Here is a 17,220-nt window from a genome sequence, read left to right as displayed (position 1 = left end):
CCCTCGCGAGATGGCATTTAATGACAATGTCCGGGCGTGGGATTGTCATCAAATGCCAACTCGGTGGGGGTTGCTAGGCGAATTTCGCCAGCGGGTTGCCGAGGCGGCCAGCCATTTGGAGACCTCCCGAAGGATCCGAAATGTCCAGCATCTGCTGGTTGTTCCGCAGCTGCAGCCGGTTGAGGCAGGACAACTCAAAGTCCGGAGCGAAGAGATCATGCATGGCAAACTGATCGGCGAGCTCCGGGTGGCGCTGCTGGTACTCGTGCAGTACCGATGCTGCGGTTGCCCAGAACTCGTCTTCGCGCAGTATTCCGTCCTCAACGAGGATCGCTGACAGGAAGCGGAAGATGCAGTCGAACACATCCGTGAAGATCGCAAGGACCATTTCCTCGGCGGGGATCTCGGCCTTGATGCGGGAGACCTCCTCCGGGAGCTCCAGCCTGTCCCCCATCACGACGATCTCCTCTGCGAGGTCCTTCATGATCGCCCGGACCGGTACGCCGTCCTCAAGGATCAGGATGACGTTTTCGCCGTGGGGCATGAAGGCAAGTTCGTATTCGTAGAGGCAGTGAACCAGCGGCACGAGGTAGGCCTCGAAGTAGCGCCGCAGCCACTGGACAGGCTCCAGCCCGGACCTCGAGATCAGCGCGGAGACAACCGAGGCTCCGGACTGGTCCACGTGCAGCAGCGATGCCATGGTGGCCAGCTGCTGCCCGTCTTTGAGCAAGGGCAACGGACTTTCCCTCCACAGGGCAGAGAGCATCTTCCGGTAGGGAGAGCCTTTTGCGGAGGCTGCCTCGTAGTAGTGGTTGTGGTAGCCGATGGCAGCGCTTTCCTTGATCATGGCCAGGCCCCGGTTCTGGAGCTCCTGGTCATTGCCGATCAGTTCCTGCAGCCAATCGTTGATGGCCGGCGTGGCCTTCATGTATACCGGCGAGAGCCCCCGCATGAAGCCCATGTTCAGCACCGACATCGCCGTCTTCACGTACGCCTTCTCCGGCGAGGTGGTGTTGAAGAACGTACGGATGGACTGCTGCGCCTGGTAGTCGTCTTCGCCGGCACCAAGGTGGACGATGTGGCGCTGGGCGATTTCTGCCGCGAACGTCACAGTGAGCTTGTTGTCCCACTGCCAGGGATGCACCGGCATCAGGAGATAGTCTTCGGGGTCCAGCCCGGAAGCGGAAAGCTCCGCCTGGAACCACGCCAACGTTGCGGGGCCCAGTTCCGCCTCGAAGTGGGTCCGGTAGTCCAACCCGGCGCTCGATGTGAACACGGCCTTGCTGCGGTGCACCGCGATCCATTGCAGCTTCACCGTCGCACCCGCTTCCGGAGCGAATGCGTGATAATCGGCAATCCCAAAACCAAGCCGGCCGTTGTTGGCAACGAAGCAGGGGTGGCCTTCGGTCATGCTGTGCTCGATCGCTTGGAAATCCGCCGCGCGGTCCTCCCCCTTGGTCACCCCTGCCACCAATTCGGCCGAGCTGAAAGGCTTGCCCTGCTTGTACGCGTGGCTGGCCAGGGTGCTGCTGATTTCCTCGAGATACACGGGGAGCATGTCCTGCTTGATGGCCAGGGCCTCATGGAATTCTGCGATGAAGTCCAACGCGTCGATCGGCAACTCGGCGCCGTCACGCAGCCTGGCAATGGATTCCGGCACCACGGACCAGTGCTCAAGTTGAAGCACACGGGCACGGAAACGGTACTCAACGGTGTCGTCGTCGCTGGCGATCCTGTAGAGCCCGATGCCCTCCCCCTCGTCACGGATCAGGTCCGGGACCAGGATGCGCTCGTGCGCGAACTCGGCGATGGCCTTGCGGACAAGATGCCGGTTGGCTATGGACCACCGCTCGGGGGTCAGATGGGCGACAGGCGCCGCTGCCTCATGGACGGGCGTCTCGATGCTTGTGGTCACAGGGATGCTCCTCTGGTCGCCGCGGTGGGCGCGGCGAGGATCGGGGTCAGGGTGGCCAGGAAATCTTCGCGGGTGCAGAAACTCAGCAGGGCCTTCTTGTGGTCTTCGGCAGGGTCGACGGCGGGAAGGGTTACCACGCCGTGCGGGCGGAAGCCCACCTTTTCGTTGAGCACATGGATCTTGTGGTTGCGGGCATCAGGCTCGACGACGACCCGCTGGGTTGCGGGGTTGGCGAACAGTTCGGTCATGACTGACTGCATGACGGCGGTGGTGTAGCCCGGTTGCGGGTCACCGTTGGGCGGCGACACCAGGAGGTGCATGCCGACGTCGCCCGGCCGGACTTCGTAAACGTCCGCCAACGGCGACGATTCCGGAAGGTACCGCTCCATCAAGAAGGTGGGGACGCCGTCGTCGAGCCCCAAGAACGCTTGGTGGTGGCCGGTGGCAGCAATCCTGGAGTATTCCTCCACAACGTCCTGCTTTGTGGATGAAACCATGCCCCAAAAACGTGCATACTCCTGGCTGACCCAGCTGTGGAGGACGGGTGCGTCGGCCACTGGATCTACGGGTCGGAAGGTGAAGCTCATACTGCTGCTCCTGCGGTCCGAGCAGCAACCGGAGCGGGTGCCCCGAACTGCTGGAAGGCGATGCTGCGCTCGATCGGGTAGATCTCGCGGCCGGTGATTTCGCGCAGGATCACGGAGTTCCGGTAGGCGGCCATGCCGAGGTCCGGGGTGACGAAACCGTGGGTGTGGAGTTCGGCGTTTTGGACGAAGATTTCCCCTGGTTCGACGCCGGTTCCATAGTTGCGTTCGACGTCGAACCGGCCCTTGGTGTCGCGGCGGATGCGATCCTGGATGCCTCCCAGGAAGGCTGGCTCTTTGTAGCTGTAGCCGGTCGCCAACACCACGGCTTCGGACTGCAGGCTGTAATCACGGCCATGCTCTTCATGGTGCAGTTGCAGGGTGTGGGTGCCCGAGGCAGGGTCCCACTCGGCAGCCGTCAGCGATGAGTGGGTGTGCAGCTGCGTGTCCACCATGCCGGTGAGGCTCTTGGTGTAGAGGAGATCGTAAATGTCGTCGATCAGGTCCGAGTTGATGCCCTTGTACAGGTTCTTCTGGTTCTTGATGAGGGTATCGCGCTGCTCGCCCGGGAGCGAGTGGAAGTAGTCAACATACTCCGGAGAGGTCATCTCCAGCGTGAGCTTGGTGTACTCCAGCGGGAAGAAGCGCCCGGAACGCGTGACCCAGTTGAGCTGGTAGCCGTACGCATCGATCTCCTGGAGAAGCTCGTAGTAGAGCTCCGCGGCACTCTGTCCGCTGCCCACGATGGTGATGCTGCGCTTGGACTGCAGCTCGCTCTTCCTGGACAGGTAGTCGGCGTTGTGGAGGACCAGTCCCCCGGCTTCGACTATCCCTCCACAGGAGTCCGGAACATAGGGAGAGGTGCCGGTACCCAGGACCAGGCGGCGGGCGCGAAGTACCTCAGCACCGTCCGGGCCTTGTACCGAAAGGCTGTAGACGCCGTCGCCGTAGCTCACATCCAGCACATCCGTGCTAAAACGAACCGATTCCAACTGCCCCGCCACCCACTGGCAGTACTGGTTGTACTCAGCCCGCAGGGGATAGAAGTTCTCGCGGATATAGAAGCGGTACAAGCGGCCGGTCTGCTTCAGGAAGTTCAGGAACGAGAAGTGCGACGTCGGATCTGCCAGCGTCACGAGGTCCGCCATGAAAGGAACCTGCAAGTGCGCCGGCTCGAGCATCATGCCGGGGTGCCAATCGAAGGATTCGCGGCGGTCGAGGAACACGCAGTCCAGGTTTTCCACCGGCTCGCTCAAGGCTGCCAGCCCGAGGTTGAAAGGCCCGACGCCGATACCCGCGACGTCGTAGATCCGGGTGTTGTTGGGGGTGCTCATGCTGCTGCCTCCGTGGTGTTTGCGAGGAGGCTGGCGCCGGTCCTGCGGATGAGTTCGATGATTTCCTGAATGTCCCTTAGGGAGGCCTCGGCGTTGAGGAGGGTGAACTTGAGGTAATGCCGTCCGGCCACCTTGGTACCGGCCACTACGGCTTCGCCGGAGGCGAAGATGGCGGAGCGGATGGCAGGGTTGAGGGCATCGGCTGTGTCTTCGTCCAAGGCGACTCCGTCCACTGCCGGGCGGTACCGGAATACCAGGGTGCTCAATTGCGGCGCAGCCGCGAGCTCGAACTCTGCATCGTCGGCAAGCAGCGAGCCCACTCGGCCCGTCAGGTCAATGGCCTCGTCGAAGAGCGCACCAATGGCATCGGCACCCATGATGCGAAGGGTAAGCCAGAGCTTCAGTGCGTCGAAACGGCGGGTGGTCTGGATGCTCTTGTCCACCTGGTTGGGGATCTCGGCCTTCGCGGCGCTCTCCGGGTTCAGGTAGTCGGCGTAATACGTGACGTGGCCGAGCATGGACCCGTTGCGGACCAACACTGCGCTGGAGCTGACGGGCTGGAAGAACGTCTTGTGGAAATCCACGGTCACGGAATCCGCCAGCTGGATGCCTTCCAGGAGATGGCGGTACCGGCCGGAGACCAGCAGGCCGCCGCCGTAGGCAGCGTCTACGTGGAGCCAGGAATCGTAGGCGCGGACCAGCGCTGCAAGCTCGGACAGCGGATCCACCGAGCCGAAGTCGGTGGTCCCGGCAGTTGCCACAACCGCCATGGATACCAGCCCGGCGTCGTGCGCCTCGGCCAAAGCAGCCGCGAGCGCGGCAGGGTCCATGCGGTGGTCTTCGGCGGTGGGGACGGCGATCACGGCGTCGAAGCCAAGGCCCAGCATGGAGGCTGATTTTTGGATACTGAAGTGGCTGTCCGCAGAGGTGAAGATGCGGAGCCGGTCCAGCAACTGCGGCAGGCGGGCTTCGGTGTTGCCTGCACGGAGCTTGGCCACGGCATGGTTGCGGGCGATCAGCAACGCCTGGAAGTTGGATTGGCTGCCCCCGGAAGTGAAGACGCCGTCAGCTTTTTCCGTGAAACCGATTCGCTCTGCGGTCCAATCGATCAGGCGGCGTTCGATCATGGTGGCACCTGCGCTCTGGTCCCAAGTGTCCATGGATGAGTTCACCGCGGAGAGCACGGCTTCGCCCACAAGCGCGGGGATGACCACGGGGCAGTTCAGGTGGGCCGCGTAGCGGGAATCGTGGAAGTAGATGGCGTCCTTGAGGTACAGCTCCTCAAGCTCTTCCAATGCCGCGGCAGTGTCCGGAAGCGGCCGGTCGAGGTCCACGGCACCCACCTTCGCTTTGAGGGCTGCGTGTCCGATGCCGGTGAAGGGCTGCGTGGTCCGCTGGATCTTGGTGGAGACGGCATTGACTCCTTGAAGCACCTGAGCCACATAGCTGGGCGAATTGCGGGCGTTGAACAGCTGGTTGGTGGCAGCGAGGGCCAGCTCCACTTTGGAACCGAAATCCGGTTCCTGAGCAATCCGCTCTTCGACACTGGGTGACGTCACGACAGCTTCCTTCCGTTTGCGTTGGGGCGCTTGTTAGCAAGGCAAGCCTTACTTAGGTAACCCTTTCCGTCAAACTTTTGTGACCTATTTCGCTCCAGAAGCTGTTTTTCGCCGGGTCGCTGCCCGATCCTGCGTCATTGACTTTCCCCGCAGGGCGTTTGGGTGCAAAATTCGGCCCTCGTTTGGCCACAGTCTGTCCGGAACTCCTTCTCCCAGGGGCCGTTCCGCCCTGGGAGTAGAGTGCAAGGACTATCCCGTTACGGTTGGGGGACCTCTTGAAAGACCACGTCCACGAACGGATCGGCTTCCGCGAAATCGACGAGCACGGGAATGCCGTGCAAGCGGTCAGCCCCCACGTACCTGAGTCGCCGGACCCGCCGCGGAAGGGCTTCCCGGTGAATCCCTTCATTGTTGCCCTGTGGGTCATTGCTGCTGGACTGCTGTGGCTGGGATTGTGGGCAGTCGCCACCGCTGCCGGGGCCATGACCTCACCGGCTCCCTACCAGTCCACCCAGTCCGCACAGTTCATGTACATGATGCTGTCCAACGCGCCCTACGCCCTCCTGGCCGGCATTCTGATTACAGCGGCCCTCTTGTTCTGGCATGGACTGCAATGGCAAAAGAAGCGGTCAGCCAGGCAGTAGATACCTGGTTGACCGCTTCTCTGTTGCGTGCCTGCAGCTACAGCACAGCCGCACCAAGAACGCATGTGATGTCCTTGGCCGGCTTGGTCACCTCGGCGTTGGCTACCCAGTCCAGCGGCTTGCCAGGCTGGGCGTCGTTGAAGGTCTGCTCTCCACGGGCAAGGACGGCGGAAGTGCCCGGATCAACCCAACTGACGGTGATCTTGACTGCACCCTTGGTGCCCACCGGAGGGGTCACCGTACCCTTGGCGGTAACCTTCCCGGGTGCGGTGTCGCAGGAGGTCATGGTGGTGGCCTGGATGATGCCAGTGCCCGGATTGGCCGGTTTTGCCTCGCCTGTGGTGGCTGGCTGGGTTGTGGTCGTCGACGGCGGGTTCCCCGCTTGGTTGCTCTCCGGAGAAGTGCAAGCGGAGAGCGCTGAAGCTGCTACCAGCAAGCCAACGATCCACGCTACTGGTTTCTTCATGTGATGGCTCCCAGGATCTTTTCGCGATGCTTACGTGAACGGACGAATGCGCGGTAACCGGGCGACTGAACCCGGTTACCGCGCACTCTGCTACCTAGACCTCAGAACGCTTGCGGCGTCCAACGAGGAAGAGGAAGACACCCGCACCAACTACCAGCAGGCTGATGGGCAGGACGGTGAGAACAACACCAGTGCTTGCCAGTGATCCTCCGGTATTGCTCTGGGATCCTCCCTGGTTGTTGTCATGGGATCCTCCGGAGTTGCCCGGATCCGACGGCCCAGCCGGCGGGAGGGTCACCACAGCGGTGGCAGGCGGCGTATTCACCGACGGCCCCTTCGGCGGAGTACCTGTGGCAATGGCCGAGTTGGCGACCTTTCCGGCGTTGATGTCGGTCTGGGTAATGGCGTACGTTGCCGTAGCCGTCACCGTCTGGCCGGGCAGCAGGGTTCCCGCGGCACCTGGCCAGTTGTAAACCAGAGCCGACAGGCCAGGCATACGGTCATTGACCTCAACGCCCTTCAGCTCCACATTCCCGGTGTTCTTCACCGTGAAGGTGTAGGTGATCAGGTCGCCCACATGGGCGGGATCACCGACGGCGGAAGCGTCAGCCTTCTTGGTGAACTCCAGCCCAGCCGCAGGGGTCAACGGGGTATCCGTGTTTCCCGGAGGCGGCGTGACCGAAGGACCTGTGGGAGGAGTTCCCGTCGTGGTCGCCGAGTTGGCCACGTGACCGGCGTCGATGTCCGACTGGGTGATGGCGTACGTTGCCGTAGCCGTCACCGTCTGGCCGGGCAGCAGCGTTCCCACAGCACCGGGCCAGGTGTAGCTCAGTGCGGACAGGCCAGCCAGGGGGTCGTCGATGGTGACGTTGGCCAGCGTGACGTTGCCGGTGTTCTTGGCCGTGAACGTGTACGTGATCACGTCTCCCACCTTGGACGGCGAGTGAACTGCGGATGCGTCAGCCGTCTTGGTGAACTCCATGCCCGGCGCCGGAGTCAACGGAGTGTCCGTTTCACCCGGAGGAGGCGTCACAGCGGGACCCGTGGGAGGTGTTCCCGTGGTCGTGGCCGTGTTGGCTACGTGACCAGCGTCGATATCGGCCTGGGTGATGGCGTACGTTGCCGTAGCCGTCACGGTCTCACCGGGCAGCAGGGTGCCTGCAGCGCCAGGCCAGACATAGCTCAAAGCCGAGAGGCCAGCCAGGGGATCGTCAATGACGACGTTCTTCAACGTGACATTGCCGGTGTTCTTGGCCGTCAAGGTGTAGGTGATCGTGTCGCCCGCCTTTGACGGATCCTGGAGTGCCGAGGCATCTGCGGACTTGGTGAATTCCATGGCCGGAGCCGGGGTCAACGGGGTGTCCGTGGTTCCCGGAGGAGGCGTCACAGCGGGACCCGTGGGAGGTGTTCCCGTGGTGGTCGCGCTGTTGGCCACATGACCTGCGTCGATATCCGCCTGGGTCACTGCATACGTTGCCGTTGCAGTCACGGTCTGGCCCGGAAGCAGCTCGCCGGGCGTGCCCGGCCAGGTGTAAGCCAAGGCAGACAGACCAGCCAACGGATCCGTGATGGTGACATTCTTCAGCGTGACGTTGCCGGTGTTCTTGGCCGTAAACGTGTACGTGATCGTGTCGCCTGACATGGTGGGGTTCTTGATGGCAGAAGCGTCCGCCGTCTTGGTGAACTCCATCGCCGGAGCCGGAGTCAACGGAGTATCCGTGGTTCCCGGAGGAGGCATCACAGCAGGACCAGTGGGCGGAGTGCCCGTGGTGGTCGCCGAGTTGGCCACGTGGCCGGCGTCGATGTCCGCCTGGGTAACCGCGTACGTTGCCGTAGCCGTGACCGTTTGTCCGGGCAGCAGGGTTCCTGCAGCACCGGGCCAGACGTAGCTCAAAGCCGAGAGACCAGCCAACGGATCCGTGATGGAGACGCTCTTCAGGGACACGTTGCCGGTGTTCTTGGCCGTGAACGTGTACGTGATCACGTCGCCCACCTTGGTGGGGTTCTGAACCGCCGAGGCATCAGCCGTCTTGGTGAACTCCATCGCCGGAGCCGGAGTCAACGGAGTGTCGGTGGTTCCCGGAGGAGGCGTTACAGCAGGACCGGAAGGCGGAGTACCCGTGGTGGTCGCCGAGTTGGCGACATGGCCGGACTCGATATCCGCCTGGGTAACCGCGTACGTTGCCGTTGCGGTCACGGTCTGGCCCGGAAGCAGCTCTCCAGCAGTCCCCGGCCAGGTGTACGCCAGGGCGGACAGGCCAGCCAGCGGATCCGTAATGGAAACGTTCTTCAGGGACACGTTGCCGGTGTTCTTGGCCGTGAACGTGTACGTGATGACATCGCCCACCTTGGTGGGGTTCTGGACCGCTGACGCATCAGCCGTCTTGGTGAACTCCATGGCCGGCTTGGGGGTCAGCGGGGTATCGGTCGTTCCCGGAGGAGGCGTTACAGCAGGACCGGAAGGCGGAGTGCCAGTGGTGGTCGCACTGTTGGCCACATGACCGGCGTCGATATCCGCCTGCGTGATGGCGTATGTCGCCGTTGCAGTCACCGTCTGGCCCGGAAGCAGTGTGCCCGGGGTGCCCGGCCACGTGTAGCTCAAGGCAGACAAACCGGCCAGCGGATCCGTGATGGAAACGTTGGTCAAGTCCACGTTGCCGGTGTTCTTCGCAGTGAAGGTGTACGTGATGACGTCACCCACCGTTGAAGGATCCTTGATGGCAGACGCGTCGGCCGTCTTGGTGAACTGCATTGCCGGAGTCGGGGTCAACGGGGTGTCCGTCGTTCCGGGAGGAGGCGTTACAGCGGGGCCAGCGGGCGGAGTTCCCGTGGTGGTGGCCGAGTTGGCAACATGGCCGGCGTTGATGTCGGCCTGCGTGATGGCATACGTTGCCGTGGCGGTCACAGTCTGACCCGGAAGCAGCTCGCCCGCAGTGCCGGGCCAGGTGTACGCCAAGGCAGACAGACCAGCCAGCGGATCGGTGATGGAAACGTTCTTCAGCGTGACGTTGCCCGTGTTCTTCGCCGTGAAGGTGTAGGTGATGATGTCACCGACGACGGACGGATCGTGGATCGCCGACGAGTCGGCGGACTTGCTGAACACCATCGCCGGGCCGGGAGTCAACGGGGTGTCCGTCGTTCCGGGAGGAGGCGTTACTGCCGGACCAGTGGGCGGAGTTCCCGTGGTGGTCGCCGAGTTGGCAACGTGGCCGGCGTCGATATCCGCCTGCGTGATGGCGTACGTCGCCGTGGCCGTGACGGTCTGACCGGGCAGCAGCTCGCCCGCAGTACCGGGCCAAGCGTAGGCCAAGGCCGAAAGGCCAGCCAGCGGGTCAGTGATGGAAACGTTCTTCAGCGTGACGTTGCCCGTGTTCTTCGCCGTGAAGGTGTAGGTGATGCGGTCACCGACAACTGACGGGTTCTGGACACCGGAAGCATCCGCCGTCTTGCTGAACGTCATCGCCGGCGCCGGGGTCAACGGGGTGTCCGTCGTTCCCGGAGGAGGCGTTACTGCAGGACCCGCGGGAGGAGTACCCGTGGTTGTCGCCGAGTTGGCCACATGCCCGGCGTCGATATCCGCTTGCGTGACGGCGTATGTGGCAGTGGCAGTGACCGTCTGGCCCGGAAGCAGTTCACCGGCGGTACCCGGCCAGGTGTAGCTCAGGGCCGAAAGACCAGCCAACGGATCCGTGATGGAAACGTTCTTGAGCGTGACGTTACCGGTGTTCTTGGCCGTGAACGTGTACGTGATCACGTCGCCAACTTTGGACGGGTTACCCACGGCCGAGGCGTCAGCGGACTTGCTGAATTCCATGGCCGGACCGGGAGTCAGCGGTGTGTCCGTGGTTCCCGGAGGAGGCGTCACGGCAGGACCCGTGGGAGGAGTACCCGTGGTGGTCGCCGAGTTGGCCACGTGGCCGGCATTGATGTCAGCCTGCGTTACCGCATACGTTGCCGTAGCGGTCACGGTCTGCCCCGGAAGCAACTCACCTGCGGCACCGGGCCACGAGTAAGTCAGCGCCGAGAGACCGGCCAAGGGATCGTTGATCACAACACCAGTCAGCTTCACATTGCCGGTGTTCTTGGCCGTGAAGGTGTAGGTGATGATGTCGCCAACAGCCGACGGGTTCTTGATGCCCGAGGCATCAGCCGACTTGCTGAACTCCATGGCCGGGCCAGGCGTCAACGGGGTGTCGGTCGTGCCAGGCGGCGGTGTGACCGGAGGTCCGGTCGGAGGATTACCCGAGGTGGTGGCCGAGTTGGCTACGTGCCCGGCATCGATGTCCGCCTGCGTCACGGCGTATGTTGCCATCGCCGTGACAGTCTCGCCCGGAAGCAAAGTGCCCGGAGTTCCCGGCCAGGTGTATGCCAGCGGGGAAAGACCTGCCAGGGGATCGTTGATCACAACGTTCGTGAGGGCAACGTTTCCGGTGTTCTTCGCCGAGAACGTGTAGGTGATGATGTCACCCACCTGCGCCGGCGAGTGGACGGCTGAAGCATCCGCGGACTTGGCAAACTCCATCCGCGAAACCGGCAAGGCCGTGTTGGTCAAGACGCAACTGATGTCCGCACCGGCGACGGGGGTGAGTGCGAAGGACTGGTCGAAAGCGGCACCGGAGGGAAGCCCCGGCTGCAGACCGTTCGCGTCCGTGCAGGTGATCGACTTGTCGTAGTCGGCCAGATTGGCGGCAGACTCCGTCAGGTAGTACGTGGTGGCGGTGTCGGCAACATACTTGCCTGTAACGCCCGTCCCGGCGCTTACCGTGGAGCCAGTTCCAGCAGTGGTGGAATTGGCCGTGCTGTTAACCACTGGTCCAGTTGCCGAACCGGAGTGGATGGCAGTGGTGAACTGATCCGAATCAACCAGACGCGGAGAGTTCAGGGCCTTGCTCAACTCGATGCGCGGAGCCTTTACCACCAGGGTGGCATCTGCCGGCGGGTTGAGGTTGGTTTCGATGTTCGCAGGACCGTTGACGTAGGTGCCCTCGTATCCGATGTGACGCCAACGGTGATGGTGCAGGACGCCATGCCCTTGGCCAGGTCTCCACCGGTGACGGCTATGACGTTGCTGCCCGCAGCCGCAGTGGTGGTCAGCGGGTTACCAGCGGACTGAACACACGTGCCGCCAATGTTCGGCGTGCCGGCGACTTTCAGCCCGGCAGGCAAGGTGTCGGTAATGGACCAGTCGTCCTTGGCATTAAGTTCGCTGGTGTTCGTTACGGTCAGCGTCAATGTGGACGACTGGCCTGGACCGATCAACGACGGCGAAAACGACTTGTCCAGCTGCGGAGTAACGTCAACCAGGCGCACGTTGTCGAAAGCGCCATCGTTGCCGTTGGAGATTCCGGTGTTGTTCCACATCTCAAGTCCCAAAGAGCCGCCAGTCGATTGGAAGGCCTGGTTGGTGAGCATGGAGTTGATGTTGACCGTTTTGGTGATGGTGCCGAAGGAACCACCGACGTCGCTGGTGACCTGCTGCTGGTAGGCCTGGACGTTGGGATCGGAGCTCGCTTGGCAGCCGTTAAGCGGATCACCAATGGGGGTGACTGTTCCGTCCGCGTCAATGCGGGCGAATTGGTAGGACGGGTCAGCCGCTCCACCGAAGCAGTTCATGTAGGCCGTATCGACACCGAAGGTGTAGTAGTGGCCGGCAGTGGTTGCCAGCGGATTGGCCGTCTTGAACATCACACCGTTATTGGGTCCGGCGGGAAGAATGGCGCAGAAACCGCCAGCAGTGTTCGTGGACAGGCATTCAGTATACGAGCTGGTGACGTGGTTCGTGTCGGGCGAACTTGGTGTGAACTGCTGGCCCATGGCCTTGGCCAACATGCGAAGGAACTGGTAGCTGCGACGTGTGTCGACGTCCGCGCAGCGATTCTCTGTACCCGACCCGGCGGGGCCGGAGACGGCCCAGGGCGGCGTATCCGTGTTGTCGTAGCTAAGGATGACGCCGTTGCACCGGATCCCGTTGATCCAGTTTGATGAACCGGTGTAAGTCTGTCCTGTTGCCCCCACGTAGGTGGTGGAACCCGCTGCCGAGTAGGACTGGGCGCCGAGGGCGGTGTTGTCAGTCCCGTTTTCGAAGTCTTCATTGAAAACGACGGTTCCAGGCTGCGTCACTCCTGGTGTCCCGGGGACGGTTGCCAGGGATGGTGGAGCCAAGGCGCCACCCACCCCCAAGGTGATCATTGCTGTAGCGAGCACACCCGCCAACAGCTTTCGTGGACGTGAATATTTCATATGTTCTCTTGCCTGTTTGGATCACCCCGGGGACCCGGTCGAAGCACGGAGTTCCTCGCGTGATGCTGTGGATGCGAACGGCTGCTGCCAGTAGTGCTGTGCAGCTCCACAGCACTTCATGACGCGTAAAGTGCGGATTTCTTTCGTAGAGTCGACAGGCACACAGCGGCCCAACCTTTTAGTGGGCGCAGTTCGCGATTCGTGACGCAAAAGCGAGAATTATTTTTTTGGGCTTGACGAAACCTCGCCACGGCTCCCTAGTGGAACGTGCTGATGAACGACTTGGGGACGATCCCTTGGCCACCAAACCGGTAGTCCAGCGTTCCACTCTCAGCGTTCTCAGGCAGGGTCACAGGCAGGACAAACGTCAGCTCGTTTGGGTCCAGCGCATCAGAGGTGCACCTTAACTCCTGCGCTCCGGACGGGTTGCACTCCCAGCCCGCCGGCACCACAGCGTCCCCGGCAACGAACGTAACGCCATCAGGCAACGTGAAAATGGCTTCGCCGGACGTCAGGGAACCGTCGCCATCAAGGGAAAACTGGATTTGCAGCTCCCGTTCCTGGGGAGCCGAAGCCTTGCCGGCCAAGAACGTCGCCTCAACCGTGCGGGACAGAGGTGGCGCTGCAGCGGCAGTCTCTGGCGCCGTCGTCGAAGAGACAACACCGGTATCCACAACGACGGCGCTCCTTCGCAGCGGTTCTACGGGCGGAATCACGACGGCGGGAGGTTCGCTTACGGGGGCCGGCGGCGGTACCGGGGCGGCGCTTGGCAAGGGCGCGTCGCTGCTGACCGGCGCTGCAGGTGACGCTGGTTCCTTGACTGCCGGAACGCTCACCGGAGCTTCCGCGACCGCGGCACCGGGCCCATCGTTAGACTGCGGCAGCAACGTGAGGGCCCCCGCAACAGTGCCGACGCCGACCACAACGGCCGCCGCGAGTTTCCAGCTGATTCCGTGGAGGCCAAGAACCGCTGCCTTGCCCGAAGTTGCCGCCGCTCCGGCACCCGACCACCCCACAGAGGCAGCTGCCGCCGGGGTAAACACGACGCCGGCAACCAGCGGAAAGAGGATGGCGCGCATACCGCCCTGGACATCGTTCAGTTCCATCAACAAGGCCGTGCACTTGGCACAGCCCGCCAGATGCGCGTCGACTTTTTCCCGCGACGTGCGCTTGAGGGCATCGCGCACGTATTTGCCGAGCTGGCTGGCGAACTCGTCACAGGCTTCATCAACGCTTCGGCTGATGTGGTGCTGCAGGTACGCCTGGCGGAGGCCCTCCCTGGCACGGATGGCCAGGGATGACACGCCGTTAGGGGTAAGGCCAACCAACGGCGCGACTGCAGCAGGCTTCAATCCTTCGATATCCAAATGGAACAAGACGGCCTGCCATCGTTCGGGCAGGGACTTGAAGGCTTGAGCCATGATGCTCGACTCAAGGTCACCCACCACGTGGTCGTCATCATGGACAACAGCGTCCAGTACGGCGTCGTCCGCGGCAGTCTGCGTGAGCCTGGCCTTCCTGTTGCGCTCGTGCGCGGTGCGGCGCACAACAGTCAGAAGGTACGAACGGAAAAACTCCCGCGGGCCCTTGCCGTCCTTCAACGACTGGAAAATGGAAGCGAAGGCCTCGGCGACGACGTCATCGGCGTCGCTGGGGTTGTCCGACTGCGCGCGGGCAACGTACTGGGCGATCTGCGCATGCCTCAGGTAAAGAGTGTCGAAAGCTTCCGTGACGCCCTGGCGGACGAGGTTGAGGAGGTGGGGATCGCTCTCGCTGCCGGCCGCCGATTTTGGGCTCGCCCCACCGGCCCCAGCCACTAATAGTTGATCCATAAACAGTAGTGTGACATCGGATTGCGACTTGACTTGAATCACAGGTTACTTAGGACTATAAGGGGCGAAAAGTTTCGTCCAATTCGCGACATAAAACTGCCCGTAAGCGCACTAAGCAGACATGAGGTTTTACAACCCGGTCCCAGCCCGGGCAGTCACAGCTTTCAAGGGGCGGTCCTCCTTGGCGCGAGGGGTCGGCTCAACGCGCAAAGAAGCGGCAAGACGGGCGCAAAGTGCGCCAACACCGGTTTCCGGCTGCCGGCTCTACGGTTGCAGGTCCTTGGGCGGCCAAGGGAAATGCATCACGTTGGTCCATGGCGCAGACAAACCAACGGCCGTCCCCGGAGAGACGGTAATCTTCACAGCCTGGATCATGAATGAGTCCACCTGTCATCTTCGTAACATTCGACTTATTCCACGGTCCTTCACCAATGAGGCCATGGAAACCCTCGCCTACACTTCCAGCCCGGACCGCCGCCACCTGTCTGTTGGCTCGTTGGCTCCCGGCGAAGGCGTGATGCGCAGTTTCTCGTATCGAGTCACAGAGGCCGACCACGTCCACGGGGGAAGCCTCGTGAGTGCGATGCAGGTCAGGGCATGGTGCCTCGGCCAGGAAGTTCTCGACGAACACGACGCCATGGTGGCGCTTACGGGCGCACGTCCCACCTTGCCGACCCCTCCGACACGCCCAGGACTGGGCTTCTGGAGCTCCACGATCGTCACGTCGGTTTCGCCGCGCCGGAAACCATCTTCCCCGGGCGTTCGAGGAGACTGATTCCGGGCGGCTAGTTGTTACCAGATTCTGATTCGACCGGGGGCTTCTCCTTGGGCCAATCGACGTCCTGCTCGTAGCCCTCATGCCTTTTCAGGTAGCCGGCGATGAAGGGGCAGTGCGGAATGATGCGTTTTCCGGATGCCACGACGTCATCCAGGGCAAAGTGGGCCAGAACGTTGGCCAGGCCCTGTCCCTTGAACTGGGGCTTTGTCTCAGTGTGGATGAAATCGATGTGCCCGGGCTTGTCCATGAACTGAGAAATCACCGCCAATTCCCCGTCCACATGAAGCTCGTAACGGTGAAATTTGTCGTTCCGGAGGGTGGTAACACCAGGGCGGAACGACTCGGCCAGTGAATCGGTATTCTCGGTCATGACTCGAGGTTTGCACGTAAATCGTGCGCTGGCAACGTAACGCCCCGCACCTCCGCCGGTGCCGCTTCAGCCGGCGACAGCACCGGCGTCGGGACCCGGCCCAGCAGCAGAACGGACAGCGCGAAGCAGGCCGCTCCCCCACCCAGCAAGGCAAGCGTCAGCCCGTTCAGGGCCGCGTCCGTCACCGGCACAAAGACCACGACGGCGGCCGTCACCACTGCCGCCCGGGCCGGGCCACGCGCGTGGCTGGCTGCCATGGGACGATCCTCAAGCCTGCCGAAGAGCAGCACCACAGGCACGAGCAGCGCAACGACGGCTAGAAAAACGGGTATGCGCGCCCACCACCAATCAGCTGATTCGGGCAGCGGCTTCGGCACATCGGTGAGCAACAGCAGCCCGGACATGCCAACCAATGCGGGAAGATGCCACAAATACACGGTCATCGAGCGGCGCCCTGCCACGGCAATCACTGCGCGGATCCACCGGACTTCGCCCAGCCACCGCGTACCCGGGGTCAGAAGTTGCAGCGTGGCGGTCTGGGAGATGCCCAACAAGACCAAGCACAGATTGGGCGGATTGATGTTCACCACCATGTTCCCCGCATACACGCCAACGCCTGCGACAAGCCCCAACACGAGATTGCTGGAAACGATGGTACCCACCAGCCATGTACGGCTGCGGTCCTCGAAAAAGCCGTCAGCTTTCATGAAGCCAAGCTCTTGGACGGCGCACCACACAAAGATCATGTTGGTGAACGCGAGCACTGGGATGGTGCCGCGGAGGGAATCGATGGTGATGACCGCAATGAGCAGTAACACAAACGTCAGCAGCGGCGCTCGTTCATGGAACCTGGCCATGAGAGGGATGCTGAGCTGGGCGGTGAGGTACGCGGCCAGGAACCACAGAGGCATGGCGGCTCCGGTAGTCATCAGCTGGATAACTTGCGGGTGGACACCAAGCAGCAATGCGATCCATAAGCCTCCCCACATGACAGCAAGCAAGGCCATGGCGGGACGGACCAGCCGGAGAAGCCGCAGCTGGGCGAAATCGAACCCGGTTCCACCGGCAGCCTTCAAGCGCCGCCACGACTGGAGACCGGTAACGCCGCCCAGCACAAAGAACAGGGGAACGATCATCAACACCCACAGCACCGGGGTGAACCACGCCTGCTCCATCAGCACGTTGCGCGTCTCCACGGTGCCGTCCTTGTGGAGGACTGGACTCACCATCATGCAATGGGCAACCACCACCAGGAGCAGGCAGGTGAAGCGGACAAGGTCGATCGCCGGATCCCTCTGCGCAGCCGTTGGGCCGACTACAGGAAACGCCTCCCGCTTCATGGCTCTCCCTACCAGGCAGGCACCCGAGGGCAGGCTCCCCCGGGTGTTGACTCCCACATGCTGACTCCATTGTCCGCCCAGGCGGGCGGATCGGGCCAGAAGGCTGGCCGGGTCCTGCTTCATCCACAGACGCGCGCGGAACTCTGGACGGAACGTCC

12 protein-coding genes are annotated in these 17,220 nt (G+C 62.6%); 2 read left to right on the top strand and 10 right to left on the bottom strand.

Features of this window, described 5'->3' with window-relative positions; all coding sequences use genetic code 11:
• Positions 1 to 73: 73 nt before the first annotated feature.
• From FDP28_RS12080 to FDP28_RS12065, 4 genes are read right to left on the bottom strand one after another with little or no spacing between them, the layout of a single operon-like run.
• The gene (locus FDP28_RS12080; RefSeq protein ID WP_144661688.1) at positions 74 to 1,915 is read right to left on the bottom strand and encodes an IucA/IucC family protein; all 1,842 of its coding nucleotides are present in this window, start codon (positions 1,913 to 1,915) and stop codon (positions 74 to 76) included.
• On the bottom strand, positions 1,912 to 2,502 hold the full coding sequence (locus FDP28_RS12075) for a GNAT family N-acetyltransferase (protein WP_144661687.1): 591 nt from the start codon (positions 2,500 to 2,502) through the stop codon (positions 1,912 to 1,914). Before FDP28_RS12075 ends, FDP28_RS12080 begins: the two co-directional genes overlap by 4 nt.
• Positions 2,499 to 3,833, bottom strand: a complete 1,335-nt coding sequence (locus tag FDP28_RS12070; RefSeq protein ID WP_144661686.1) for a lysine N(6)-hydroxylase/L-ornithine N(5)-oxygenase family protein — start codon at positions 3,831 to 3,833, stop codon at positions 2,499 to 2,501. Before FDP28_RS12070 ends, FDP28_RS12075 begins: the two co-directional genes overlap by 4 nt.
• On the bottom strand, positions 3,830 to 5,392 hold the full coding sequence (locus FDP28_RS12065; protein ID WP_144661685.1) for a pyridoxal phosphate-dependent decarboxylase family protein: 1,563 nt from the start codon (positions 5,390 to 5,392) through the stop codon (positions 3,830 to 3,832). Before FDP28_RS12065 ends, FDP28_RS12070 begins: the two co-directional genes overlap by 4 nt.
• A gap of 275 nt (positions 5,393 to 5,667) precedes the next feature.
• On the opposite strand from FDP28_RS12065, the gene FDP28_RS12060 reads away from it, so the two are divergent.
• On the top strand, positions 5,668 to 6,036 hold the full coding sequence (locus FDP28_RS12060) for a hypothetical protein (protein ID WP_144661684.1): 369 nt from the start codon (positions 5,668 to 5,670) through the stop codon (positions 6,034 to 6,036).
• A 37-nt stretch (positions 6,037 to 6,073) separates the two neighbouring features.
• On the opposite strand, the gene FDP28_RS12055 is transcribed toward FDP28_RS12060, so the two are convergent.
• From FDP28_RS12055 to FDP28_RS12045, 4 genes are all read right to left on the bottom strand, one after another.
• On the bottom strand, positions 6,074 to 6,502 hold the full coding sequence (locus tag FDP28_RS12055; protein WP_144661683.1) for a hypothetical protein: 429 nt from the start codon (positions 6,500 to 6,502) through the stop codon (positions 6,074 to 6,076).
• 94 nt (positions 6,503 to 6,596) lie between these two features.
• Positions 6,597 to 11,396 carry a beta strand repeat-containing protein gene (locus FDP28_RS12050; protein WP_260842449.1) on the bottom strand — a complete coding sequence of 1,600 codons (4,800 nt, stop codon included), beginning with the start codon at positions 11,394 to 11,396 and terminating at the stop codon, positions 6,597 to 6,599.
• 17 nt (positions 11,397 to 11,413) lie between these two features.
• Entirely contained in the window at positions 11,414 to 12,742 is a 1,329-nt protein-coding gene (locus FDP28_RS20780; RefSeq protein ID WP_260842448.1) for a DUF7933 domain-containing protein, read from the bottom strand.
• Between the two features lie 257 nt (positions 12,743 to 12,999).
• Positions 13,000 to 14,574 (bottom strand): sigma-70 family RNA polymerase sigma factor, encoded by a 1,575-nt coding sequence (locus FDP28_RS12045; protein WP_144661682.1) that lies wholly within the window; start codon positions 14,572 to 14,574, stop codon positions 13,000 to 13,002.
• 373 nt (positions 14,575 to 14,947) lie between these two features.
• Here FDP28_RS12045 and FDP28_RS12040 point away from each other — a divergent pair, with 373 nt between their 5' ends.
• Complete coding sequence (locus FDP28_RS12040; protein WP_186313614.1) at positions 14,948 to 15,349, top strand: hypothetical protein; 402 nt, start codon at positions 14,948 to 14,950, stop codon at positions 15,347 to 15,349.
• Positions 15,350 to 15,359: 10 nt separating this feature from the next.
• Here FDP28_RS12040 and FDP28_RS12035 read toward each other — a convergent pair whose 3' ends face one another.
• Together FDP28_RS12035 and FDP28_RS12030 are read right to left on the bottom strand one after the other, a co-directional pair.
• Positions 15,360 to 15,722, bottom strand: coding sequence for a GNAT family N-acetyltransferase (locus FDP28_RS12035; RefSeq protein WP_144661680.1), 363 nt, complete (start codon positions 15,720 to 15,722; stop codon positions 15,360 to 15,362).
• A complete protein-coding gene (locus FDP28_RS12030; RefSeq protein WP_144661679.1) occupies positions 15,719 to 17,062 on the bottom strand; it encodes an acyltransferase family protein in 1,344 nt (447 codons plus the stop codon). The genes FDP28_RS12035 and FDP28_RS12030 overlap by 4 nt, the downstream gene beginning before the upstream one ends.
• Between the last annotated feature and the right edge of the window lie 158 nt (positions 17,063 to 17,220).

This window comes from Paenarthrobacter nicotinovorans (genome assembly GCF_007670255.1).
GTDB classification, from domain to species: Bacteria; Actinomycetota; Actinomycetes; order Actinomycetales; family Micrococcaceae; genus Arthrobacter; species Arthrobacter nicotinovorans_B.
Note: the sequence above shows the minus strand (reverse complement) of the source record. Positions and strands in the feature narration are given on the sequence as shown.